The sequence below is a fragment of the Xanthomonas sp. NCPPB 2933 genome, from assembly GCF_056725225.1.
In genome coordinates, this window is record NZ_CM161518.1 from 5388568 (window position 1) to 5411570 (window position 23003).

The 23003-nt window shown below is 65.0% G+C and carries 20 protein-coding genes and 1 other RNA gene; 5 read left to right on the forward strand and 16 right to left on the reverse strand.

Annotated features, from left to right (window positions below):
- Positions 1 to 2: 2 nt before the first annotated feature.
- From AC1PLU_RS22655 to AC1PLU_RS22690, 8 genes are all read right to left on the reverse strand, one after another.
- The gene (locus AC1PLU_RS22655) at positions 3 to 590 is read right to left on the reverse strand and encodes an RNA polymerase sigma factor (RefSeq protein WP_481107307.1); all 588 of its coding nucleotides are present in this window, start codon (positions 588 to 590) and stop codon (positions 3 to 5) included.
- Positions 591 to 851: 261 nt separating this feature from the next.
- Complete coding sequence (locus tag AC1PLU_RS22660) at positions 852 to 1823, reverse strand: ABC transporter substrate-binding protein (protein ID WP_481107308.1); 972 nt, start codon at positions 1821 to 1823, stop codon at positions 852 to 854.
- Between the two features lie 145 nt (positions 1824 to 1968).
- Positions 1969 to 3720 (reverse strand): amino acid ABC transporter permease/ATP-binding protein, encoded by a 1752-nt coding sequence (locus tag AC1PLU_RS22665; RefSeq protein WP_481107309.1) that lies wholly within the window; start codon positions 3718 to 3720, stop codon positions 1969 to 1971.
- Positions 3717 to 4268 (reverse strand): GNAT family N-acetyltransferase, encoded by a 552-nt coding sequence (locus AC1PLU_RS22670; protein ID WP_481108575.1) that lies wholly within the window; start codon positions 4266 to 4268, stop codon positions 3717 to 3719. Before AC1PLU_RS22670 ends, AC1PLU_RS22665 begins: the two co-directional genes overlap by 4 nt.
- The gene (locus tag AC1PLU_RS22675; RefSeq protein WP_481107310.1) at positions 4259 to 5476 is read right to left on the reverse strand and encodes a M20 aminoacylase family protein; all 1218 of its coding nucleotides are present in this window, start codon (positions 5474 to 5476) and stop codon (positions 4259 to 4261) included. The genes AC1PLU_RS22670 and AC1PLU_RS22675 overlap by 10 nt, the downstream gene beginning before the upstream one ends.
- Positions 5477 to 5487: 11 nt before the next feature.
- On the reverse strand, positions 5488 to 6831 hold the full coding sequence (locus tag AC1PLU_RS22680) for an LLM class flavin-dependent oxidoreductase (protein WP_481107311.1): 1344 nt from the start codon (positions 6829 to 6831) through the stop codon (positions 5488 to 5490).
- A gap of 76 nt (positions 6832 to 6907) precedes the next feature.
- Complete coding sequence (locus AC1PLU_RS22685; RefSeq protein WP_481094702.1) at positions 6908 to 7966, reverse strand: MsnO8 family LLM class oxidoreductase; 1059 nt, start codon at positions 7964 to 7966, stop codon at positions 6908 to 6910.
- Between the two features lie 112 nt (positions 7967 to 8078).
- Positions 8079 to 8456 (reverse strand): DUF3088 family protein, encoded by a 378-nt coding sequence (locus tag AC1PLU_RS22690; RefSeq protein WP_115041081.1) that lies wholly within the window; start codon positions 8454 to 8456, stop codon positions 8079 to 8081.
- Positions 8457 to 8828: 372 nt separating this feature from the next.
- Here AC1PLU_RS22690 and ftrA point away from each other — a divergent pair, with 372 nt between their 5' ends.
- Positions 8829 to 9818 (forward strand): transcriptional regulator FtrA, encoded by a 990-nt coding sequence (gene ftrA / locus AC1PLU_RS22695; RefSeq protein WP_481107312.1) that lies wholly within the window; start codon positions 8829 to 8831, stop codon positions 9816 to 9818.
- Positions 9819 to 9933: 115 nt separating this feature from the next.
- On the opposite strand, the gene AC1PLU_RS22700 is transcribed toward ftrA, so the two are convergent.
- Both AC1PLU_RS22700 and AC1PLU_RS22705 read right to left on the reverse strand, forming a co-directional pair.
- Positions 9934 to 10251 (reverse strand): hypothetical protein, encoded by a 318-nt coding sequence (locus AC1PLU_RS22700; protein WP_481107313.1) that lies wholly within the window; start codon positions 10249 to 10251, stop codon positions 9934 to 9936.
- A gap of 182 nt (positions 10252 to 10433) precedes the next feature.
- Positions 10434 to 11603, reverse strand: a complete 1170-nt coding sequence (locus AC1PLU_RS22705) for a class I SAM-dependent rRNA methyltransferase (RefSeq protein WP_481107314.1) — start codon at positions 11601 to 11603, stop codon at positions 10434 to 10436.
- Positions 11604 to 11921: 318 nt separating this feature from the next.
- Between AC1PLU_RS22705 and AC1PLU_RS22710 the strand changes: the two genes are divergently transcribed.
- Positions 11922 to 12878 carry a TerC family protein gene (locus tag AC1PLU_RS22710; RefSeq protein WP_006449013.1) on the forward strand — a complete coding sequence of 319 codons (957 nt, stop codon included), beginning with the start codon at positions 11922 to 11924 and terminating at the stop codon, positions 12876 to 12878.
- Positions 12879 to 13216: 338 nt separating this feature from the next.
- Positions 13217 to 14005 (forward strand): rhomboid family intramembrane serine protease, encoded by a 789-nt coding sequence (locus AC1PLU_RS22715; protein ID WP_481094700.1) that lies wholly within the window; start codon positions 13217 to 13219, stop codon positions 14003 to 14005.
- Positions 14006 to 14094: 89 nt separating this feature from the next.
- Here the strand turns inward: AC1PLU_RS22715 and AC1PLU_RS22720 are convergent, their stop codons facing one another.
- Positions 14095 to 15189, reverse strand: a complete 1095-nt coding sequence (locus AC1PLU_RS22720) for a glycerophosphodiester phosphodiesterase (protein WP_481107315.1) — start codon at positions 15187 to 15189, stop codon at positions 14095 to 14097.
- Between the two features lie 77 nt (positions 15190 to 15266).
- Between AC1PLU_RS22720 and AC1PLU_RS22725 the strand changes: the two genes are divergently transcribed.
- Positions 15267 to 15342, forward strand: a non-coding RNA gene (locus tag AC1PLU_RS22725) — sX9 sRNA.
- A 97-nt stretch (positions 15343 to 15439) separates the two neighbouring features.
- On the opposite strand, the gene AC1PLU_RS22730 is transcribed toward AC1PLU_RS22725, so the two are convergent.
- Positions 15440 to 17740 carry a TonB-dependent receptor gene (locus AC1PLU_RS22730; RefSeq protein WP_481107316.1) on the reverse strand — a complete coding sequence of 767 codons (2301 nt, stop codon included), beginning with the start codon at positions 17738 to 17740 and terminating at the stop codon, positions 15440 to 15442.
- Positions 17741 to 17934: 194 nt separating this feature from the next.
- On the opposite strand from AC1PLU_RS22730, the gene AC1PLU_RS22735 reads away from it, so the two are divergent.
- On the forward strand, positions 17935 to 18795 hold the full coding sequence (locus AC1PLU_RS22735) for an acid phosphatase (protein ID WP_481107317.1): 861 nt from the start codon (positions 17935 to 17937) through the stop codon (positions 18793 to 18795).
- A gap of 169 nt (positions 18796 to 18964) precedes the next feature.
- Here AC1PLU_RS22735 and mnmE read toward each other — a convergent pair whose 3' ends face one another.
- The 4 genes from mnmE to rpmH form a co-directional block, all read right to left on the reverse strand.
- Positions 18965 to 20314 (reverse strand): tRNA uridine-5-carboxymethylaminomethyl(34) synthesis GTPase MnmE, encoded by a 1350-nt coding sequence (gene mnmE, locus AC1PLU_RS22740; protein WP_481107318.1) that lies wholly within the window; start codon positions 20312 to 20314, stop codon positions 18965 to 18967.
- An 84-nt stretch (positions 20315 to 20398) separates the two neighbouring features.
- Positions 20399 to 22120, reverse strand: coding sequence for a membrane protein insertase YidC (gene yidC, locus AC1PLU_RS22745; protein WP_481094695.1), 1722 nt, complete (start codon positions 22118 to 22120; stop codon positions 20399 to 20401).
- A gap of 15 nt (positions 22121 to 22135) precedes the next feature.
- Entirely contained in the window at positions 22136 to 22582 is a 447-nt protein-coding gene (gene rnpA, locus AC1PLU_RS22750) for a ribonuclease P protein component (protein ID WP_039512801.1), read from the reverse strand.
- A gap of 38 nt (positions 22583 to 22620) precedes the next feature.
- Entirely contained in the window at positions 22621 to 22761 is a 141-nt protein-coding gene (gene rpmH / locus AC1PLU_RS22755; protein ID WP_002805908.1) for a 50S ribosomal protein L34, read from the reverse strand.
- Positions 22762 to 23003: the final 242 nt, after the last annotated feature.

Below are 23003 nucleotides of genomic sequence, written 5' to 3' on the forward strand. Positions count from 1 at the left end.
GCTCAGGTGCCACGCTGCGGGTCGGCCAGGCGTGTGGCCTGCGCGTCGTGAACGGCGGCCGGTGCGGAGACGCGGGTGCGGCCCATGCGGGCCATCAGCAAACGCAATCCCTTCACGATGTGTTTTTCCACGGTGTTCTCGCTGATTCCGAGCCGCGTGGCGATCTCGCGCTGCGACAGTCCATCGACCTTGCGCAGCAGAAATACCTGGCGGCATTTGTCCGGCAGTGCCGACAGCGCTTCGCCGATGCGGCGCAGCTCCTGACCGGCAATGGCGTGGCGCTCGGGTGAGCGCTCGTCCTGTGTGATGTCCAGGCGCTCGATTTCCGCCACGCTTTCGATCGAAACGATCCTGGCGCGCCGCACCTGCTGCAACAGCACCGACTGCGCGGCGGTGAACAGATAGGCGCGCGGGTTGGCGATATGGCCCACCTCGCCCAGCCCGGCCAGGATGGCGTAGGTCTCCTGGATCACATCGTCGCAATCGACGGTGCCAGGCGCGTGCTTGCGCAGCCAGCGCCGCAGCGCCGGCTCATGCGGCAGGATCTGCGTCGCCAGCCAGGCCGCGCGCTCGGAAGTGATGGCCGGCATCTAGGACGCGGCCGCTGACGTGCCCGCACGTCGAGGTGAGGAAGTCATTGCATTCTCCGGGGGATTCGAGCGAATGACCTGCTCTCATGAAGTCACGATGCGTCAGCGACGCAACTCCGCCATGCCATTGGACGGGTGGGGCGAAGTGATCGCGCTACCCGGCCAGGGGCCGACGCTGCACATCCATCTGTGCAGCGTCGGCCCCTGGCCGGTTGCTCGCCAACGCGTGTGCCCAGTGCCACCGATATGGCAGCGCGCTATCTACAACTCGCCCAGCCCCGGCGGATTGGTCTGCGAGCGCGGCACCGCTTCTTCGGCCAGGTTCCAGCGTGCCAGCGCCTTGGCATACAGACCGCTGTCGATCTGCGCGTTGATTGCCTGGGTGATCGCCTCGGCCAGGCCGCTGCCCTTGCGCGTGGTCACCGAAATGGCCGCCGCCTGCGGCCACCCACCGGGGAACAGCCCTACCCGGCGCACCTTGCCGTCGCGCGCGGCATACGCGCCGGTGGCATTGGGCTCGAACGAGACATCGGCGCGCCCAGTGATCACCGCCAACCGCCCCACCACCGCATCGTCGAAATACTGAAACTCCACCGGTTTCAGTCCCGCCGCGACATTGCGCGCATCCCAGTGGCGCAGGATCTGGTCCTGGTTGGTGCTGGCGCCCACCACCACCTTCAAGCCGGCCACATCGCTGGGTTGGGTGATCTGTTTGATCGGCCCATCGCTGCGCGTGTAGATGCCAAGCAGGTCATAGCGGTAGCTGGAAAAATCGAACTTCTGCTTGCGCAGCTCGGTGACGGTGACATTGGCGATCACCGCGTCGTACTTGCCCGATTCCAGCCCCAGCGGCCAGTCCGCCCACGCCACCGGCACCAGATTCAATTGCAGCCCCAGCGCGGTTGCGACCAGACGCGCGATGTCCGGCTCCACGCCGATCACCTGCTTGCCATCCGCGGCGTAGTCGCCCAGCGGCAACGCTGCCGCCACGGTGGCCACGGTCAGCGCGCCGGGTTTGACGAAGCGATGGCCGGCCGGCAGCAGGGCGATGGCGGCCTGGTCCGGCGGTGCCTGCAGCGGCGGCAGTTCTGTGGCGGCGGGTTTGCGCGTGGTGGCCTGCGCCTCATTGGCCGGCTTGCGCGTCAACAGGATCGCAGCGATGCCGATCGCCAGCAGCACCACGATGGCGGCGATGTTGAACAGGCGGCGGCGGGACGCGGGGGGCTGGGTCATGCGGACATCCTTGAGAAGGTACTGCTTGGAAAAGTCGCGCTTGAACAGGTGGTGCCCGCAAACGCGATGTGCGGAAAGGCGTTGCTTGAACGGCCCGTCATCAGCGCGCGATGGCCCGGCACGCAAGCTGCAGCGCTGCGCGCACTCACAGCACCTTGGCCAGGAACTCGGCGGTACGCGGATGCGCCGGCGCGCTGAACAGCCGCTCCGGCGGCGCGGCTTCGACCACCCGGCCGTGTTCCATGAACACCACGCTGTCGGCCACGCGGCGCGCAAAGCCGATCTCATGGGTGACGATCACCAGCGTGGTACCCGAGCGCGCCAGTTCTTCGATCACTTCCAGCACTTCGTTGACCAGCTCCGGGTCCAGCGCCGAGGTGGGTTCGTCGAACAGCAGCACCTTCGGCCGCAGCGCCAAGGCACGCGCGATCGCCACGCGTTGCTGCTGCCCACCGGAGAGCTGACGTGGGTACGCATCCAGCTTGTCGGCCAGGTCAACACGGGCCAGCAATGCCTGCGCCTGCAGGTGCGCCTGTTCGGGCGCGATACCGCGCACCGCGATCGGCGCTTCCATCACGTTCTCCAGCGCGGTCAGATGCGGGAACAGGTTGAAGTTCTGGAACACCATGCCGATGTCGGCGCGGCGGCGGCGGATCTCCGCTTCGCGCAGTTCGTGCAGGCTGTCGCCGACGCGGCGATAGCCGATCAACTCGCCATCGACGGTGACATGCCCGGCATCCACGCGTTCCAGATGATTGATGGTGCGCAGCAACGTGGACTTGCCCGCGCCGGACGGGCCGATGATGGCGGTGACGCTGCCGGCGGGGAGCTCCAGGTCCACCGCATCGAGCACGCGCTGCTCGCCGTAATGCTTGGTCACGCCCTGGATCCTGACCACCGCACCGCGGCCCACCGCCACCGCATCGGCAACGGCATCGACGGCTGCCACCGGCTGCGTGGCTGCAATGGCTGAACGCTGCCACCAGCCGCGGCGGCGCGAGGGCAATTCACGCAATGCACCGCGTGCGAAGCGACGTTCCACCTGCGCCTGCAGCAACGACAGCAAGGTGAGAATCACCAGGTACCAGACCGTCGCCACCATCAGCAGCGGCACCACATCCAGGTTGCGCCGATAGATCACCTGGATGGTGTAGAACAACTCCGGCAACGCCAGGATGTAGACCACCGAGGTGCCCTTGGCGAGGTTGATCACATCGTTGAAGGCGCCCGGCAAGATGGTGCGCATCGCCTGCGGCAATACGATGCGGCGGATCTGCCGCACGCGCGGCAAGCCCAATGCCGCAGAGGCTTCGAACTGGCCCTGGTCGACCGACAAAATGCCACCGCGAATGATCTCCGCCGAAAACGCGGCCTGGTTCAACGATAAGCCCAGCACCGCTGCGGCGAACTGGCTGATCAACGCGGTGGTGGGATACGAAAACAGCGTAATGCCGGTGAACGGCACATCGAGGCTGATGGTGGCGTAGAGATAGCCCAGGTTGTTGAGCAACAGCAACAGCACCAGCAGCGGGATCGAGCGGAACAACCACACATAGCCCCACGACACGCCGGCCAGCAACGGCGACCCGGACACGCGCGCCAGGGCAAGCAAGGTGCCCAGCGCAAAGCCGAACAGCGCGCCGAGTGCGGTCAGCAAGAGCGTGCGGCCCAGCCCGGCCAGCACGGGTTCGGCGAAGAACCATTCGGCAAACACGTCCCAGCCCCAGCGCGGGTTGCCGAGCACCGATTGCAGCACCACCAGGATCAACAGGATCGCCACCAGCGTGCCGCCGGTCTGCAACGGATGCCGGGCCGGCACGATGCGCGGTGCGCTGCGTTGCTCGCGCGTGGCTGCGGCGGTGCGGCGGTCGAGTTCGGGAAGGGTCTGGCTGCTCATGGCGTCTGCGTCGAAAGGGAAGAAGGCCGCAGCGCGCGCACCGGCAGCGGCACCGGCAAGTGCTTTTCGAACGGCAGGTGCAGCACGGTTTCCGGATCGGCCTGCTGGTCGTACAGCGCGGCGTAGCCGTGGGTCAGATACAGGTGCACCGCCTCGGGTTGGCGGAAGCCGGTGGTGAGATACACGCGCCGGTACCCTTGTCGTATCGCCTGGGCTTCCAGCTCTTCCAGCACCCGCCGCGCAATGCCCTGGCGACGCAGATCATCGCGCGTCCAGATGCGTTTGAACTCGGCTGTATCGACGTCGTGGTGGCGCATGAACGCGCCGCCGCCGATGGTCTGACCATCGCGCAGCAACAGCACAAAGGCACCGTGCGGCGAGGCGAAGGCTTCGGCCGGATAACGCAGCAACTCATCGCGCGCACTGCCGCCGATGCGGCCGATCACATCGCGATAGCGGTTGCTGTATTCGCGCTCCAGGCCATCGAACAGCGGCTGCGCGCGCGGGTCGTGCACGGAGGTGTAGAGGAACTGCTCGCTCATGCCGATGCCCGCTTTGCATCGATGTCGGACTCTGCACTGAGAAAGCGCTCGGTCAGCCGCGCCCAGTAGCTGGCAGCCGGTGCGATCACCGCATCGTTGAACACGTAGCGCGGGCTGTGCAGCGAGGCGCTATCGCCATTGCCGACGAACAAGAAACTGCCCGGGCGCTGCTGCAGCAAGAACGCGAAGTCCTCGCTCGCAGTGCGCGGCGCCAGCCCGGCTACCACGCCATCGGCGCCGAACAATTCCACGGCGGTGTCGCGTGCGAATGCGGTCTCCGTTGTGTGGTTGATCACGCTGGGAAATCCCAACGGGAAGTCGATCTGCACCTGCGCGCCGAAACTGGCCGCGATCGCTTCGGCCAACGCCGGAATGCGTTGGCGCAGGGTCTCGCGCACCTGCGGCAGGAATGCGCGCACGGTGAGCTTCAAGTCCACGCTGTCGGGGATCACATTGGCGGCTTTGCCACCGTGGATCGAGCCGACCGTGATCACCGCCATCTCGCGCGGGTCGACATTGCGCGAGACGATGCTTTGCAGGGCGGTGATCAGATGCGCGGCCACCAGCACCGAATCCACCCCGGTATGCGGCTCGGCACCGTGGCCGCCCTTGCCGAGTACGCGGATCGACGCCCAATCCACCGACGCCATCGCCGGGCCATCGACAAAGCCCAGCCGCCCGGCCGGCACGCCGGGCCAGTTGTGCAAGCCGAAGATCGCATCGACCGGAAAACGCTCGAACAGGCCATCGGCCAGCATCCGCGTGGCGCCCGAGCCGGTCTCTTCGGCCGGCTGAAAGATCAGCTGCAAGGTGCCGTCGAAGCGGCCGTGTTTGACGAGGTAATGCGCCGCCGCCAGCAGGATCGCGGTGTGGCCGTCATGCCCGCAGGCATGCATCAAACCGTGCGTGCCGCTGGCGTAGTCCAGGCCGGAATCTTCGGTGATCGGCAAGGCATCGATATCGGCGCGCAGTCCGAGCCGACGTGTACCGCTGCCGCGCACCAGCGTGCCGACCACCCCGGTGCCACCGACGCCGGTGGTGACGGTGTAGCCCCAATCCGACAACAGCCCGGCAATGCGCGCACTGGTGCGGTGTTCTTCGAACGCCAGCTCCGGATGACGATGGAAGTCATGCCGCAGCGCGATCGCTTCTTCGGCGAACGCGGCGATGCGGATGGACGGATGCGGATGGGTGCTTGCCGACAACACGGACATGGCCTGCTCCCTCAACCGGCTTTGCGCGCGGCATCGGCCACTGGCGCGTAACGGCTGGCCTTGTATGGCAACCCAAGGTGATCGCGCAGCGTCACACCGGGCGGCGTGCGTTGGAAATAGCCGCGCGCTTCCAGCACCGGCAACACCTGCGCCACGAAATCGTCCAGGCCCTGCGTCTGCACCGGGAACCCAAGGATGAAACCGTCGCTGGCGCCGGCATCGAACCAGCGGATCAACGCGTCGGCCACCTGCTCGCCGGTGCCGATGAACTGCGGCCGCGGGCTCACCGCTTCCAGCGCCACCTGACGCAGCGTCAATCCCTGCGTGCGCGCATCGTGTTTGATCTTGTCTGTGGTGGAACGGAAGCTGTTGGCACCGATATCGCCCAGCTCCGGGAACGGCGCATCCAGGGCGTACTGGCTGAAATCGTGGTGGTCAAAAAAGCGCCCCAGATACGCCAGCGCCTCGTCGATATCGGCCAGTGCGGCGATCTGCTGGTACTTGGCTTCGGCTTCTTCGGCCGTGTTGCCGACGATGGGCCCGATGCCGGGGAAGATCTTCACGTCAGCCGCGCTACGGCCATGCGCGATCGCCGCATTCTTGACCCGCTGGGTGAACGCACGCGTGTCGTCCAGCGACGGCGCATGGGTAAACACCGCATCGGCATATTTGCCGGCCAACCCAATCCCATCATCGGAAGCGCCAGCCTGAAAGATCACCGGCTGCCCCTGCGGCGAGCGCTGGATGTTCAACGGCCCTTCGACCTGGAAGAAACGTCCCTTGTGGTCGAGGCGACGGAATTTGTCTGCATCGAAAAACGCACCGCCCACGCGGTCGCGCACGAACGCATCGTCGTCCCACGAATCCCACAAACCCTGCACCACCTCCAGGTATTCGTCGGCGATCTGATAGCGCAGCGCATGCTCGGGATGGGCGCGGCTGTAGTTGCGTGCCGAGCCTTCCAGCGGCGAGGTCACCACGTTCCAGCCGGCACGTCCGCCACTGATCAGATCCAGCGAAGCGAACTGGCGCGCCACCGTGAACGGATCACTGTAGGAGGTGGACAAGGTGCCGGCCAGACCAATCGTGGTGGTGGCGGTGGCCAGCGCCGACAGGATGGTGATCGGCTCGAAACGATTGAGAAAATGCGGAATCGATTTCTCGTTGATGTACAGCCCGTCGGCGACGAAGGCGAACGCGATCCCGCTGGCTTCGGCCTTGCGTGCGGTGGCGATGTAATACGCCAGATTGACGCTGGCATCGGCCGGCACCGACGGATGCTTCCAGGCATTCATATGGCCACCGGCGCCATGCAACATGATGCCGAACGGGATGGGACGTGGCGTAGTGCTCATCGCGGTAATCCTTGTGGAAAGAAGAACGTCGGTAGTGCGATAGATCGCGGTGCGGCACTGGCCGCAGGCTTCGGCATCACGACAACGCGTGTTCGGCAATGGGCTGCGCCACCGTGCGGGCCGGTGCATCGCGCCCGCTGCGTGCAGCCGCGTGTGGTGCGGTGCGTGCGAGCAATTCCAGCGAGGTGCGACGTGCCTGTGCATCGGCCACCGGTGCATCGATGACGAACTCGCCCACGCCGAAGCGGCGATGCAGCAGTTCCAGTTGCGCATGCACGCACTCCGCAGTGCCGGACAGCACGCTGGGGCGCAGTTCTTCCAGGCGGTAATCGCTCACCCCAACCTGGCGCGCATACTCGGCAGCGGCTTCCGCATTGGGCAGATTGACGCTCTGCCCGGCACCGAGCTGCACGCGATACAGCCGCAGCGCACCGACCTGCTGCGTAGCGGCTTCGGCGGTGTGTGCAGCAAAGGCGACCACCGCCAACAACGGCTGCAGACTGCTGCCACGCCGATACGCGTCGAACGCGCGCTCGATATGCGCGTGGTCGCCATCGAAGTGACCGGCATAGACGAACCGCCACCCCAACTGCGCTGCCAGTTGTGCGCTTTCCGGGCTGGCACCAAGCAGAAACCGCTGCGGCCCCTGTGCAGGTTGCGGTGTGGCGATGGCGCTCACATGTGGATGCTCGGCCGGCAGCGTGTTCGACAGAAACCCTTCCAGATCGGTCAATTGCCTCGCGAAATCGGCAGTGCCCAGACGGCCATCGGCCAACGCGCGGGTGGAGGCCGGCAAGCCTCCCGGTGCCTTGCCCACGCCCAGGTCCACACGGTCCGGCGCCAGCGTGGCCAGCAGGTTGAACAGTTCGGCCACCTTGTACGGCGCGTAGTGGCGCAGCATCACCCCACCGGTCCCGACACGGATGCGCGCGGTCTGTGCCAGCACATAGGCCGCCAGCACTTCCGGTGCGGGGCTGGCCAGTTGCGTGGTGGCGTGGTGCTCGGCAAACCAGTAACGGTGATAGCCCAGCGCTTCGGCCAGCTGCGCCAATGCCACGCTGTCGCGCAGCGCCTGCGCCGCCGTACCGCCGTCGGGGATGTAGCTCTTGTCGAGAATGCTGAGGAGATAGCTCATTGCCCTGCCACATTGGAAGAAGAGGACCGCCGCCAGCGCGACGTGTCGGTGATTGCGTGAGCGCGCGCGTTGCGATCGAGGCGATTGACGCGCCAGGTGTTGGCGCCGGTTGTCAGGGATGCAGCTGAGGAATGGCGTACAACTCCGCCAACGTGGCGAGGATCGGCTCGCTGCCGGAGACGTATTGCCGTGTGGCGTGCTCGCCGCTTGCGTGGCTGCTGTGCACACCCGAAGGCAACACCAGCTTGGGTAGCGATTGATCGCTCTCACCCACCAGCCCGATCACGTCGCGACGCGGCCGCGGGAAGCCGACCCGGCGCACTTCCAGCCGGTCGCGCAATCCATCGATGCCCGACAGCGCGCCTTCCAGCAACAAGCCGTGCCGACAGAAAAAACGCTGCCCGGCAAAACTGGGATCTTCGAACTCATGTTCCAGCAACAACAGAATCGGTTTGGAGGCGGACACAGGGGAGGCGGACAAATCGGACATGGGGGGTGGCGTCCTCGCTACGTGGAAGCATCGGCACCAAGGCGATGCGTGGTGTTTCCAGCCTAGTGACCGCCGCCGCGCAGATCGCGCCAGAAATCGACAATGTCCGGTCAGATGCGGCCAGCGAAATGGCCGTTGGCAATGACCTGACTGCTTTGGGTTATGCAGGCGCGCCACGCACAAAAGCGCACTGCCGCGCGAATGGCATCGCACGCTCACCGTCAACGCGCGCCGACTCAGCGCACGCACGCGCTTGCTGCCCTGCAATCGTGCCGGCCACATATCCATCGGCGATGTGGTCACAACCACTCGTCACCACCGCAGGCGCCTTGCAGCGTCGTCAGGCGCTGCAAACGCGGCTTAATGCGCACCATGAGCGAAATCAGCGAACGCGCGTCCCCCCACGTCACCGCCGCGCCCCTGGTCGCGATCCTGGCTTATCAGCAACTGGGCTTGTTCGAGTTCGGCTGTGCAGTCGGCCTGTTCGCACCGCAGCGCCCGGAGCTGGAGGTGGAGTGGTATCGCAGCCTGGTGTGCGCGTGCGAACCGGGTGCGCTGAAAACGCTGGGGGGCTGCCTGCTGCAACCACCAGCCACGCTGGACCAGCTCGACGATGCGGACGTGATCGTGATCCCCGGCTGGCGCAATCCCGACGAATGCCCGCCGGCTGCATTGCTGGACAAACTGCGCGCCGCCCATGCACGCGGCGCGCGTCTGGCCTCGATCTGCTCGGGCGCCTTCGTGCTCGCCTATGCCGGCCTGCTGGATGGCCGCAGCGCCACCACCCACTGGCGGCTCACCGATCTGCTCGCCAGCCGCTTCCCCGCCATCGAGGTGCGCGCCAACGTGCTGTATGTCGACACCGGCAGCATTCTCACCTCGGCCGGTTCGGCCACCGGCATGGACATGCTGCTGCACATGGTGCGCAAGGACTACGGCACGCATGTGGCCAACCTGGTCGCGCAGCGGCTGGTGCTGGCGCCGTGGCGCGATGGCGAGCGCAGCCAGCTGGTCAACCGCTCGATCCCGCTCGGCGAACCGAACCGGCTTGCGGTGCTCACCGAATGGATCCGCAGCCATCTCGATCAACCGCACACGCTGGCTAGCCTGGCCGAACGCGCCGCACTGAGCCAACGCACCTTGCAGCGACAGTTTCTCGAAGCCACCGGGCTGTCGCCGATCGACTGGGTGATCCGCGAACGCGTGGCACTGGCACGCGAACTGCTGGAAACCACCGACCGGCCGCTGCACTGGATCGCCGAACGCGCCGGCTTCGGCTCGCTGGAATCGTTCCGCAGGCATTTTCGCGTGCTCGCCCAGGCCAGCCCGGCCGCGTATCGGCGCCAGTTGCAGATCCGCTAGCGCGCTGGGCTGCACCAGTGCAACGCCAGCTCATCTGCCAGCCTGCGCGATGGTGCGCAGCGCTCCAGGCATCTGGCGCCTGGATGCGACGGTGCGCAGTCGGTCTGCCGGTCGCTTAGTCGCCCAGCTCGGCCAAACGCGCGCGCACGCTCTCGACATCGATGTGCTCGCGCACATGCGGCCACTGCCGCGCCCACACCGAGCGGAACACGATCCACGCACCGAACACACCCAGACAGGTCGAGCCCAGCGCCAGCAGCAACGGATGCAACGGCGAGCCGCTGCCGGTCTGGAACAGATACATGAAGGCCCCGGAAAACAGCAGCCACACGCCGAATACCGGCCAGTTGCTGGCAAGCAGACTGGGGTTGGGGCGTTCAATCTGGCGCAATAGCCCAATTAACACCTTGCGCTCGTCGTGCTCGTATTTCATCGCCAGCCCTCCTGCCAGGAGTCATTTTGTTGATGCAGGCACGCTAATGCCCTGCAATTTTCCTGTTCAACGGACCCATGCCGATGCGTGATCGCATCAAACTGTTTAGTGAAATAGGTCCCATGACCAGGAATGCCACATTCACCACCGGCATATCCCCGGGCTCAAAGTATCAGCACACGTCAGCTCACCACGCGGCAGAAAACAGCCTTCAAATAGCGCGATTCCTGCACGTGCGCCATGAACGGATGGTCCGGGCCGGCGCCGGCCACCTTCAGGATCTGGATGGTGCGCCCGGAGAAATACGAGGCGCGGCGCAGCATGTCCAGAAACTCCTGCTCGGCCACCAGCCCGGTGCACGAGAAGGTGGCGAACAGGCCACCGGGCTTGACCACGCCCAACGCCAATTTGTTCATGTCCAGGTACTTCTTCAACGCGGGAATCACCTGCTCGCGGTCGCGCGTCATCTTGGCCGGGTCCAGGATCACCACATCGAACTGGTCGCCGCGATTGGACGCATCACGCAGCCACGGAAAGATGTCGGCCTGCACGAACTTGGGACGTACGTTGTTGAGCTTCGCATTGCTCTTGGCCAACGCGATCACATCCTCGTCGATGTCCACGCCCAGCACCTCCGAGGCGCCACGCGCGGCCGCATACACCGCAAAGCCGCCGGTGTTGCAGCACAGGTCCAGCACGCTCTTGCCTTCGACCTGCTCGCTCAGCCACTGACGGTTTTCGCGCTGATCGGCAAAAAACCCGGTCTTGTGCGCCCCCGCCGGATCGGCGCGGAACTTGATGCCGTATTCGGTGATCACCGCCGCTTCGGTGGTGGTGTTGCTGTGGAAATCGAAGCTTTCCTGCTTTTGCACATGTTCGTCGGCAAAACTGTGGAAGCGGCAGCCCGGGAACTGCTCGCGCAGCGCCTCGTAGATCCATTCGCGATGGCGGAACATGCCGGCGGCGAAGAACTCCACCACCACCAGATCGCCGTAGCGGTCCACCACCAGCCCGGACAGGCCGTCGCCTTCGCTGTGCACCACGCGCCAGGCGTCGGACACGCCATCGAGCTTGAGCCAGTCGCGGCGCAGGCTCACCGCCGCGGCGATCTTGCGCGAGAACCAGCCCGCATCCACCGGCACCGATTGATCGGTTTCCAGGATGCGCACGGCAATGCGCGAGTGGCCGTTGTAGAAGCCGCGGCCGATCCACTCCCCATCCACGCCGACCACATCGACGATGGTGCCGGGTTTGGGCTTGGCGGCGGGCTTTTCCACCAGCTTCTGGAAGATCCACGGGTGGCTGGAGCGCCAGGCATTCTTGAGTCGGACGACGGGGACTGGAGTATTCATCCGCCCATTGTATCCGGCTGGATTGACGTGCCTGAGCCCGCAACGCAGAATCGGGCTCAGAAGGGGAGTAGCTCCCAGGAACGGCCAACAGAACGTCGCAGCGGTCATGCCATCGTTCGGGAAGTCGCTCCAGCGTTGTCGCCGTCATTACGAGCCCTGTCATCAGGCGCTCCGGTGCAACGGCAACCGGCCCACACCGGTTGCGAGCGAGACCTTCGCCGCGCAGGCGAAGGTCCGTCACCCGGAATCCACGATTTCCGTGTCACAAGGCCTCAGCCCACCGGCTGTCCAGGTCGTTTCACTTTTCGGGATTCTTTTATGCAAACCATTGGCAATGTCTGGTTATGGGGTGGCTTCGCGATCGTGGTGATCGTGGCGCTGATGGTCGATCTGGTGCTGATGCGCCACGGCGGCGCGCACAAGGTGACCTTCAAGGAAGCCACCTGGTGGAGCATCGGCTGGGTGCTGCTGGCGCTGGCCTTCAACGCCGGGCTGTGGTGGTACCTGCAGGGCAGCATGGGCGACGCGGCGGCCGACCGGATCGGGCTGGAGTTCCTGACCGGCTATCTGGTCGAGAAATCGCTGGCGGTCGACAACATCTTCGTGTTCCTGATGGTCATGACCTACTTCGGCGTGCCCGAAGAACAGCGCCAGCGCGTGCTGATCATCGGCGTGCTGGGGGCCATCGTGCTGCGCGCGATCATGATCTTTGCAGGCTCGGTACTGCTGACCAAGTTCCATTGGCTGCTGTACGTGTTCGGCGCGTTCCTGCTGCTGACCGGTATCAAGATGTGGTTCTCCGCCGGCAAGGAGCCGGATCTGGAAGCCAACCCGGTGTTGCGCTGGATGCGCGGCCATCTGCGGCTTAGCCCGCAGTACGACGGCAACCTGCTAAGCGTGATCAAGGACGGCAAGCGCTGGTTCACGCCGCTGTTCGTGGTGCTGATCCTGATTGCGGTGATCGATGTGATCTTCGCGGTGGACAGCATTCCGGCGATCTTCGCCATCACCACCGACCCGTTCATCGTGCTGACCTCCAACGTGTTCGCAGTGCTGGGCCTGCGCGCGATGTTCTTCCTGCTGGCCGGCATGGCCGACCGCTTCCACCTGTTGCCGTACGGCCTGGCAGTGATTTTGGTGTTCATCGGCACCAAGATGATGATCATCGATCTGTACAAGATCCCGGTGCTGGTCTCGCTGGCGGCTGTGGTGCTGATCCTGATCTTCACCATCGTGCTGAGCCTGCTGCGTCCGCCCAAGCCGGCGCGGCACTGACGGGCCGGGATTGGGGATTGGGGATTCGTGAATGGCAGCGCCGCGTGCGCTGCTCGCATCTAGCGCACCGACCGTCTCCACTGGTGCTTGCCCGCCCACCGTCGCGGGACCTTACGCGGCATGGATGCCGCGTAAGAGCCTACACGGACGTACTTGCGGCGTGTCCCGCGAGGGTGGGCGGGCAAGGGCCCTGCAGCCAAGCTGCGGGGCATCCGTGATGCGGCGCAGGCCGATGCACCAAGGACCGGCCCCAGGAGTGGATTATCCCGTCGCCGGGCCTGCTTATCCCGCGCCGGATAGGCTTGTAAAAAAACCCGGGTGACGCCATCCGTGAAGGCATGACACAGCATCCTGTTGCCGCCGCCGACGCCACCACCCAAGACCGCCTGGATCGCTCCCGGGTCTTGCGTGCCTTCAACTTCAGCCTGGCCGCGGTGTTGCTGCTGGTGGCGGTATTCACCGCCCAGGGCATGTTCGATTGGCGCGCCTGGGCCGTGGCACCGCTACAGGCCGACGGCCTGCTCGGCATTCTCACCGCACCGCTGCTGCATGGCTCGCTCGCGCATCTGGGCGCCAACGCGGCCGCCCTGCTGATCCTGGGCACGCTGGCCGGTAGCGTGTATCCGCGCGCCACCGCCATGGCGCTGCCGTTGTTGTGGCTGGGCTCGGGCCTGGGCGCCTGGCTGCTGGGCGAACCCGGCAGCCGCCACCTGGGCGCCAGCGGCGTCACCCACGGGCTGATGTTTCTGGTGTTCGTGCTCGGCCTGCTGCGCCGCGACCGCCCGGCAATCGCCACCAGCATGATCGCCTTCCTGTTTTACGGCGGCATGCTGCTGACCATCCTGCCGCACGAGGCCGGCGTGTCCTGGCAGTCGCACCTGGGCGGCGCCGTGGCCGGCCTGATCGCCGCACTGCTGCTGCGCCTGCGCGACCCGCAACAAGCCAAGCCGCGCTATAGCTGGGACGACGAGGACGAAGACGCCGCCTGGGAAGTCAGCACCGCCGAGCGCGACGTGCTGGAACCGCCACCGCCGCGCCAGGTGCCGGTGCTATGGCAACGCCAGGAAGACGGCTCGCACAACGTGGTGCTGCATTTCCCCCCACGCGAGCGACCGCCGGGAGCGTAGGAGCGCGCTTGCGCGCGATGGGGCGTTATCGGTAACGCCTCATCGCGCGCAGGCACGCTCCTACAACGGCTGATTGCGAGGACGCGCCGTTACTGACGCTCGTTCAACGCACGCCGCGCCAGTCCCGGATCGTCGGCAAAGAACGCATCGATACCGGCATCCAGATACGCCTTCAGCTCGGCCAAAGCGCCCGCCTCGTTACGCTCGGTCACCGCGCCAGCACTGCGATTGTTGATCGCCAGAAAATAATTCTCCGGACGGAACGTATACGGCTGCACCTGCAATCCGGCCGCATGCGCATCGTGCACAAGGCTGGTCGGCGTACCCAGGCGTTGCTGCGCATCCAACGGAATGATGCTGCGGATATCCGGGCCGATCGCATCGGCATAGCTGGCGATCTGCTTCAGCCCTTCGGGCGTGATCATCTGCCCGTAGGTGCGCGGCGCACTGCCCACACCCGTATCGGGCAGCGCCATTTGCGCGCCACCCAGCAACTGCAGTAGACGGATGTTGCTGGTGCGTCCGATCTTGCCGCGCAGGTAGCGCAAATTGCCGGTCTCGAATGACTGGATCACCACCGGCGCCGTCTGCGTGTAGGCATGCGCACGCAAGCTCGCCAGCACCTTGTCTTCCATCGGCAACTTCAGCGCACTGAAATAGCTCGGGTGCTTGATCTCCGGAATCAGCCCGATGGTGCGCCCGGTCGCTGCCGATTCGGCTGCGACAAAATCGATGATCTCGTCGAAGGTCACGATCTGAAACTGCCCATCCCAACGCGTGCCACGCAATTGCGGCAGCCGCTCGCGCGCGCGCAACGTCTTCAATTCGGCAAGACTGAAGTCTTCGGTGAACCAGCCTTCCATCGGCTGGCCATCGATGGTCTTGCGCGTCTTGCGCGCGGCGAACTCCGGATGGCTGGCCACATCGGTGGTGCCGCCGATCTCGTTCTCATGCCGGGCCACCAGCACGCCGTCCTTGGTCGACACCAGATCCGGCTCGACGAAATCGGCGCCATCGACAATGGCCTTGGCGTAGGAGGCCAACGTGTGTTCCGGGCGCAACGCGCTGGCACCACGGTGCGCAAAGATCTGCACCGTTTTCGCCAACGGCGCTTCTGCCACTGCGGGGCCGCTCATGCCGACCATCATCGCTCCCAACACTAGAACACGGTGGAACTGCATCATGCATTTCTCCAACGAAAAAGCAGCCATCAAAACCAAGGCGTGATCGCCAGACGAACGCGGCCGATTGGCGGTGCGGGATATGCGACGCGTACATCCCGCTTTCTCCGCATCGTCCGCACCCGCCTGACAACCACGCGCTAAGTCTTGTCAGCCACTTTAAAACTATCTATGTCGATCAACATCGGGAATCCGTAAGCAGCAGCAAGACCCGCCGTTACGAATCCCCAATCCCGATTCCCCAATCCCTGACTCAGAACTTCGCATCCAACGTCAAAAACACCTGCCGCGGCGCGCTGGCATGGAACGCCAGCTGACGCCCATTCGGATCGCTGTTGGCGAACGCGGTGAGGTTGGACGCGTAACGCTTGTCGGTGAGGTTGGTCACGTTGAGCGAGAGCTTGAGGCCCTGCAGCACGCCAGCCTGGCCGAAGTCGTACCCGGCGCCCGCGTCGAACGAGGTGTAACCACCAAAGCCCTGGTCGTTGGTGTAGGTGTAATAGCGCTGCCCGGTGTACTTGCCGCGTAGATTGACGTTCCAGTTGGCGTAGTTGAAGGCGATTTCGCTGGCGAACATGCGCTTGGGCGTATCCACCGTGGTCTTGCCGGCAGTGGCGATGGTCACACCGTTCTGCACGTAGTTGTCGTCGTAGGTCGAACGGTTGATCGAGGCCGAGTTGTACCACTGCAGGTAGCTGGTGGGCTTCCAGATCACGGTCAGTTCGCCACCGCGGCTGCTCACCGAGCCCACGTTGAAGAAGCGCGTGGTGCACGCAGGCGTGGTGCCCTGCTGGATGCTGGCGCAGGGATTGAGCGAGAGCAGACGGTTGTCGAAGGTGACGTCATAACCGACCAGCGATGCCTCGAAGTGATCGCGCACGAAGCGATAACCGGCTTCCATGGTGCGCGACTTTTCCGGCTCCAGCGCACCAATGCTGGCATCGAACGAGGCCTGCGTCACCAGCAACGGACCGCCGGCACCGCCACCCTGGAACGCGGCGATGTTTTCCGCATACGAGGCGAACACTTCCTGCCCTTCGGCCAGGCGATAACCCAGCCCGATCTGCGGCAGCACCGACTCGCTGGCCTTGATCGAGCCGGTCGCCACCGGCGCTTCCACCGCCACGCCCGGCGTCTCGCGCGCGGTCATTTCGGTACTCGGGCTCTTGATGCCCAGGTCCACGCTCAGGCGCTCATCGAAGAACTTGAAATTGCCCTGCACGTAGAACTGCCGGGTGGTGATGACGTAGTTCTGCGAGAACAACCGGCGGTCCGGATCCTGCAGGAACTTGTCGTCGCTGACCGGGCCATCGATCCAGTAGAAATTGCGTTCCACATCGTGGTGGTTGCGCTCGTACCACAGCCCGGCTTCGAGGTGATGCGGGCCCAGATTCCAACCGAGCGAGGCGATGCCGCCGGTGCGGTTGATCCAGTAATTGGTGCTACGAATCGAAATCGGCAATGCCTGCGGCGTGCCTGGATTGGATGCCTGACCCGGCGACCACCAGTGTCCCTGACCCTTGTTTTCGTGGTGATAGACCTGGGTGTGCAGGCTGATCGCATCGTTGGGCTGGAAATCGCCGGCCACGTAGAACAGATCGTCGTCGCGCAATGCGCGGCTCTGGTAGTAGGCATCGTCGACGTTGTCCACGCCGCCACTGAAACCGCAGCGTGCCGCATTCCGCGTGGCCGGTGCGCAATACGCAGCGGCCAGCGCACGGTTCCAGTCCGGCGCGTACAGATTCCAGTCCCAACCCAGGCCACGCGCCATGCCGCTCTTGGACAGATACGAATAATCCGCCTGCGAGGTGCGCGAGGTATCGGCGAACGCGGTCAACTTGCCGCCGTCGAACTGATACACACCCTTGGCATTGAACTGCCGCGTAGTGGTCGGCGACTCCGGGCGCGCCCACATATCGGCTTCGGCGTTGATGCCCGACACATATGCCGAAAACCCGTTGTAATCGCCGGTATCCACGCGCAGGAAGGTGCGGCGGTTTGCGTCCGACCCCACCGTCTGCGAGACCTGCCCGCCGAACACGCTGGACGGATCGGCCGAGTAGTACTGGATGGTGCCGCCGAGGTTGCTGGTGGAGGCGGTGCCCAGCGCACCAATGCCCGAGGCCAGCTCCACGCCGCCGAAGTTCTCGGCGATCAGCGCGCGGCTGATGTTGAGGCCGTTGTAGTTGCCGTAGGCGTTGTCGCCCAGTGGCAGGCCGTCGAGCGTATAGCCCAGGCGCGTGCCGTTGAAGCCGCGCAGGCTGATGGTCTGCGACTCTTCGTTGGCACCGAAGGCGTCGTTGGATTGCACGTTGACGCCCGGCATGCGGTTGAGCAGCTTCTGGATGCTGGTGCCCGGCGGCAACACCGGAATGTCCTGCTGGGTGATGCGCTGCACCTGACGCGTTTCGCCCTGGCCGATCACCGAGACCGCATCGAGTTGCTGCACGGTCGTGCCGGTATCGGCAGTCACCTCGGGATCGGCGGCATGGGCAGCCGGCGACAACACGAGCGCGGTAAGAACGGCGGCACTTAGGAGATGGGTCTTGGGCATGAGCGGCATGGGGGACGAGTCAAAAGATGACGGCAAGCGTGCGACAGCTGTCTTGCGCCGATGCGACCGGGACATGACAGTGCTGCGACAGTCGCTGCGCATCCCGCGCCAGTGCTGCGTTGCGCTGGCATGCACATGTCATCTGCGCGTCGTAATCTGCGAGCTCTTCCATGCGCGTTGTTGAGGGTTGGTCCATGTCGCATCGCAGTGCTCGCTCTTATCCTCGGACGCTGACCGGCATCGCCATCGCCGCGCTGGTCGTCGGCAGCGGCATGCTGAGCGCGCGGGAGCAGGCAGCCCCGACAGGCTCGGTGATCGCCACCGATGCGCGTGGATATCTTGAAAAAGAACAGTTGCCCGACAGCCTGCGCCTGGTGCCGCCACCGCCGCAGGACGGCAGCGCCGCGCTGGCCAACGACGAAGCCATCGCCAAGGCCATGCTCGCGTTGCGGGGCACACCGCGTTGGAACCTGGCCACACAGGACGCCGCACTGACTTTCCCCGCTGCCGCCAGCCACTTCAGCTGCGCGCTCGGCATCCAGATCGACCAGGCTCATACCCCGCACCTGCTGCGTCTGCTCGAACGCAGCATGCGCGACGCCAGCAGCAGCAGCAGCGCGGCCAAGGCACGCTATCAACGCCCGCGACCGTTCATGCGCAACGACCAACCGATGTGCACGCCCGCCGACGACGCCGCGCTGCGCAAGAACGGCTCCTACCCCTCCGGCCACACCGCCATCGGCTGGAGCTGGGGCCTGATCCTGGCCGAACTCGCCCCCGCACAACGCGACGCCCTACTCGCCCGAGGCCATGCCTTCGGCGACAGCCGCCTGGTCTGCAACGTGCACTGGCAGAGCGATGTCCTTCAGGGCCGCATCATGGGCGCGGCCACCGTCGCCGCATTGCACGACAACCCTGAGTTCCAGAAAGACATGGCCGCCGCACGCCGCGAGATCGCGCAGGCAAGCGCAAAAAAACCCGCAACTACGGCCTTATCGCCAACGTGCGATGCGGAAAACGCCGCGCTACAGACGGTGTTGCCGGGTGTGATGTAAGTCGGCTTGCAGCGTTGCTGCAAGCGTTCGCCGATTATCGATGTCGACAACGGAGCGTGTGGCCGCGTAATGCGGGGCTCAATGTTTGTTCCCGAAACCGATTGGTTATGCAGCGCACCAGTAGCGAGCGATGACATCGCCTGAACATCTGTCGCGCCGAGCAACCGTTCTACTTACCAATACAAAAACTCGAAAAGATCTTGCCCAGCAACTCGTCGGCGCTCAGCTTGCCGGTGATCTCGCCCAGCGCTTCATGCGCCAGGCGCAGTTCTTCTGCGGCCAGTTCGAGTTGTTCGAATCCCAGTTCCAGATCCGCCGCATCCGCGTGTTGTTCGGCGCGACGCAGTGCTTCGACATGCCGCGTGCGTGCGGAGAATTCGCCTTCCACGCTTTCTACGCCATCGCCCAGTGCGAGTTCGCGCAGACGCACGTGCAACTGCTCCAAACCCTGCCCGGTCACTGCAGAGACCGCGATTGCATCGCTATCGAGTTTCAGAGCATCTAGCAGCAGATCGCACTTGTTATGGATCCACAACTGCCGCGGCACCGCATCAATGGCATCGCCGATCGCATCGCGTGCGTTTTGCGGGTCGCGTGCATCCAGCACGATCAGCGCCAGGTCGGCGCGCTGCAGTTCCGCGCGTGCGCGGCGCATGCCTTCGCGTTCGATCGCATCACCGCCATCGCGCAAGCCCGCAGTGTCGACCAGCGTCAGTTCGAAGCCATCGAGCTGGATGGTTTCCTGCAATGTGTCGCGCGTGGTGCCAGCGACGTCGGTGACGATGGCGCGCTCGCTGCCGGCCAGTGCATTGAGCAGGGAACTCTTGCCTGCATTGGGGGGACCGATCAACACCGCATGCAGGCCGTCGCGCAATTTGCGTCCGCGTTCGGCATCGCGCAGTAACTGCGCGAGCAAGCCGCGTGCCTGCGTCAGCCCATCGCGCACCTGCGTGCCGCCCAGCGTATCCAGCGGCTCATCGGCAAAATCGATCGCCGCCTCCACGTGGATGCGCAGCCGCGTGAGGCTGTCGCTGACTGCATCGACGCGGCGCGAGAACACGCCATCCAGCGAGCGCCGCGCGGCACGCGCCGCGCGCAGATCGCCGGCGGCAATCAGGTCGGCGATGGCCTCTGCCTGCGCAAGATCGAGTTTGCCGTTGAGAAACGCACGTTCACTGAATTCGCCCGCGCGTGCCTGCCGTGCGCCCAGTGCGATACAGCGCGCCACCACCTGCCGCAGCACCACCGGGTTGCCATGGCCTTGCAACTCCACCACGTCTTCGCCGGTAAAACTGTGCGGCGCCGGAAACCACAGCGCGATACCGTCGTCGATCACCTCGCCCTGCGCATCGCGAAAGCGTGCATAGCGTGCATAGCGCGCGTGCCGTGGCTGCAACGTGGCAATGCCCAGCGCGGCGGCGATCTGCGCAGCCTGCGGGCCGGACAGCCGCACGATGCCGATGCCTCCGGTTCCGGCAGCACTGGCGATGGCAACAATGGTCGATGGCGAAGAAGACATAGGCTGTTGGTACGGCGTGTGGTCAGAGACGTGGCTTGCAGGCGCGCATGCAGAAAGCCCGCCTTGCGGCGGGCCTTCTTCATATCACTTGGCGTTGGCCTGGATGATCTTGCTCGGCTTCTCGCCGTGCTGGCGGATCATCCACCACTGGATCAGCAGACCCAGGCCACCGTTGACCACCCAGTACAGCACCAGGCCGGCCGGCATGAAGGCCATCATGACGCCGAACACCAGCGGCATGAACTGCATCATCTTGGCCTGCATCGGGTCCATGCCCGGTGTCGGGGTCAGCTTCTGCGTGGCCCACATGATGGCGATGTTGAGCACCGGCAGGATGAAGTACGGATCGCGCGCGGTCAGATCCTGGATCCAGCCCAGCCACGGCGCCTGACGCAGTTCCACCGATTCCACCAGCACCCAGTAGAGCGCGAAGAAGATCGGCATCTGGATCAGCAGCGGCAGGCAGCCGCCCATCGGGTTGATCTTTTCCTTCTTGAACAGCTCCATCGTCGCCTGCTGGTACTTGACGCGATCGTCGCCGTAACGCTCCTTCAACTGCGCCAGGCGCGGCTGGAAGCGGCGCATCTTGGCACCGGACTTGTACTGCGCGGCCGACAACGGATACAGCGCCAGGCGCAGCAGCACCACCAGGCCGATGATGGCCCAGCCCCAGTTATGCAGGAAGCTGTGCAGATGGCTCAGCACCCAGAACAGGCCCTGGCCGATGATGGCCATGATCGAGAAGCGGCTGTAATCGACCACACGGTCCAGGCCCTTCACGTCTTCCTTGGCGATCAGGCTGACCAGCTTCGGGCCCACCCACAGGCGCGCCTCGGTGCTGGCGGTCTGTCCCGGCGCCACGGTGAAGGCCGGGCCACGCAGCTCGGCCACGTCACGCGGGCCGTCCTGGTTCAGCACATACAACGAGGCCTGGTCCTTCTGCGGAATCCACGCGGTAAAGAAGTGGTGCTGCAGCAACGCCACCCAGCCACCGGTGATCTGGCGATTCAGACCGCCGTCGTCCATGTAGTCCTTGAACGCGCGACGCTCGTAGCCTTCCTGCGGGCTATACCAGGTCGCACCGTTGAAGCTGAAGGAATCCGGGTTGGTCATGCCGCGGCTGAGGATGGTCGGCACCCGGCTCAACTTGCGGAACACGTAGCCGTTCCACGGCGCGCCGCTCTTGTTGATCACCTCGTCCTTGATCGAGATCGCGTAGCGACCACGTTCCAGGGTGAAGGTGCGGCGGATCGACACGCCGTTGGGGCCATTCCATACGAACGGCACCACCAGGCTGTTCTGGCCCTTGGCCAGTTCGAACGCGGTGCCCGGCTGTTCGGCGCGGAAGCCGCCCACGCCCGGTACCGGCGAATGCTCGCTGGCCCAGCCGCTGGTGGCGTTGTATGGGTGCGCGGCGTCTTCGGTCAGCAGGCTGACCGGCGCGGTGCCGTCTTTGGTCTGCGGAAACTGCAGCAGCTCGGCATCCAGCACGCTGCGGCCGTCCAGCTTCAGACGCAGCACGTCCGAGGTCAGGGTGACCACCGGCGCAGCCCCGGCAGCGGCCGGAGTTGCCGCAGTAGTGCTGGTGGCTGAAACCGTGCCTGGCACGCCCGCCTGCGGGATGGCCTGGGCCGCCGGCACATTGGCCGCGGTCGCAGCTGCATCCAGATCGCGCGCAGCCGGCACCGACTGGGTCGTTGCCACAGCCGGCGCATTGGCAGCCGTCTTCTCCTTGCCCCACTCCATCCACAGCAACGCCGCGACCATCAGCCAGGCAAAAATCAGGAAAACACGGGTCTGGTTCATCGGGCAGCAACTCGCTCAGTCGGAACTGGGTTCCGGCTCTGTCGGGGAAAGGGAGGATGGGTGCATCGTCCTGGCGGGCGGCATTGTGCCGGGCGCAGCAGGCAGGGGCAATGCGCCGGCACGGCGCAGCAGACGCAGGAAGGCGTCGCGAATCTGTGGATTGGTCGCTTTTGCGGCGGCCGAGCGCGCCACGATGACGTAATCGCCACCGGCCAGCTCGGGCAACAGGTGCCGCATGGCATCACGCAACACGCGTTTGATGCGGTTACGTCCAACCGCACGCGTATCGACCTTGCGCGACACCGCCATACCCAGGCGCGGCGGCGTATCGCCGGTCCGCCAGTGCAGGCTGAGCAACGGGTCCGAGGTGCGACGTGCAGTATCGAAAACGACCGTATATTGCGCACGCGTACGAACCCGCGCAGAGCGAGGAAATCGCCTGCACGGGTTCGATGCGTTCACGGTAGGGACTGCCTCGGCCGCGGGGAGCGGCGCGGCAATCAAGCGCTCAGGCGCTTGCGGCCCTTGGCGCGGCGGCGTGCCAGGATTTTGCGGCCGTCGGCAGTTGCCATACGTGCGCGGAAGCCATGGTCGCGTGCTCGCTTGAGGTTGCTGGGTTGGAAAGTACGCTTGGTGGCCATGGGGCCCTCTGCATGGATGGAGACGAATAGAACCGGAAATTCTATAGGACCTCTACAGCGCCGGTCAACTCCCCAAACGCTTTACCGCAGGTGAGGATGGTAGCAGCCTGTGGATGGACCTGTGAATAAGTCTGGGAAAACCCTGCCCTCGGTGCTAGTCTGGCCCATCCTCTTTTCACTACCGGGCTGCGAGCACGGCGCTTTTCTGCGCGCCGCAGCCAGCAACAGATGATCATACTTTG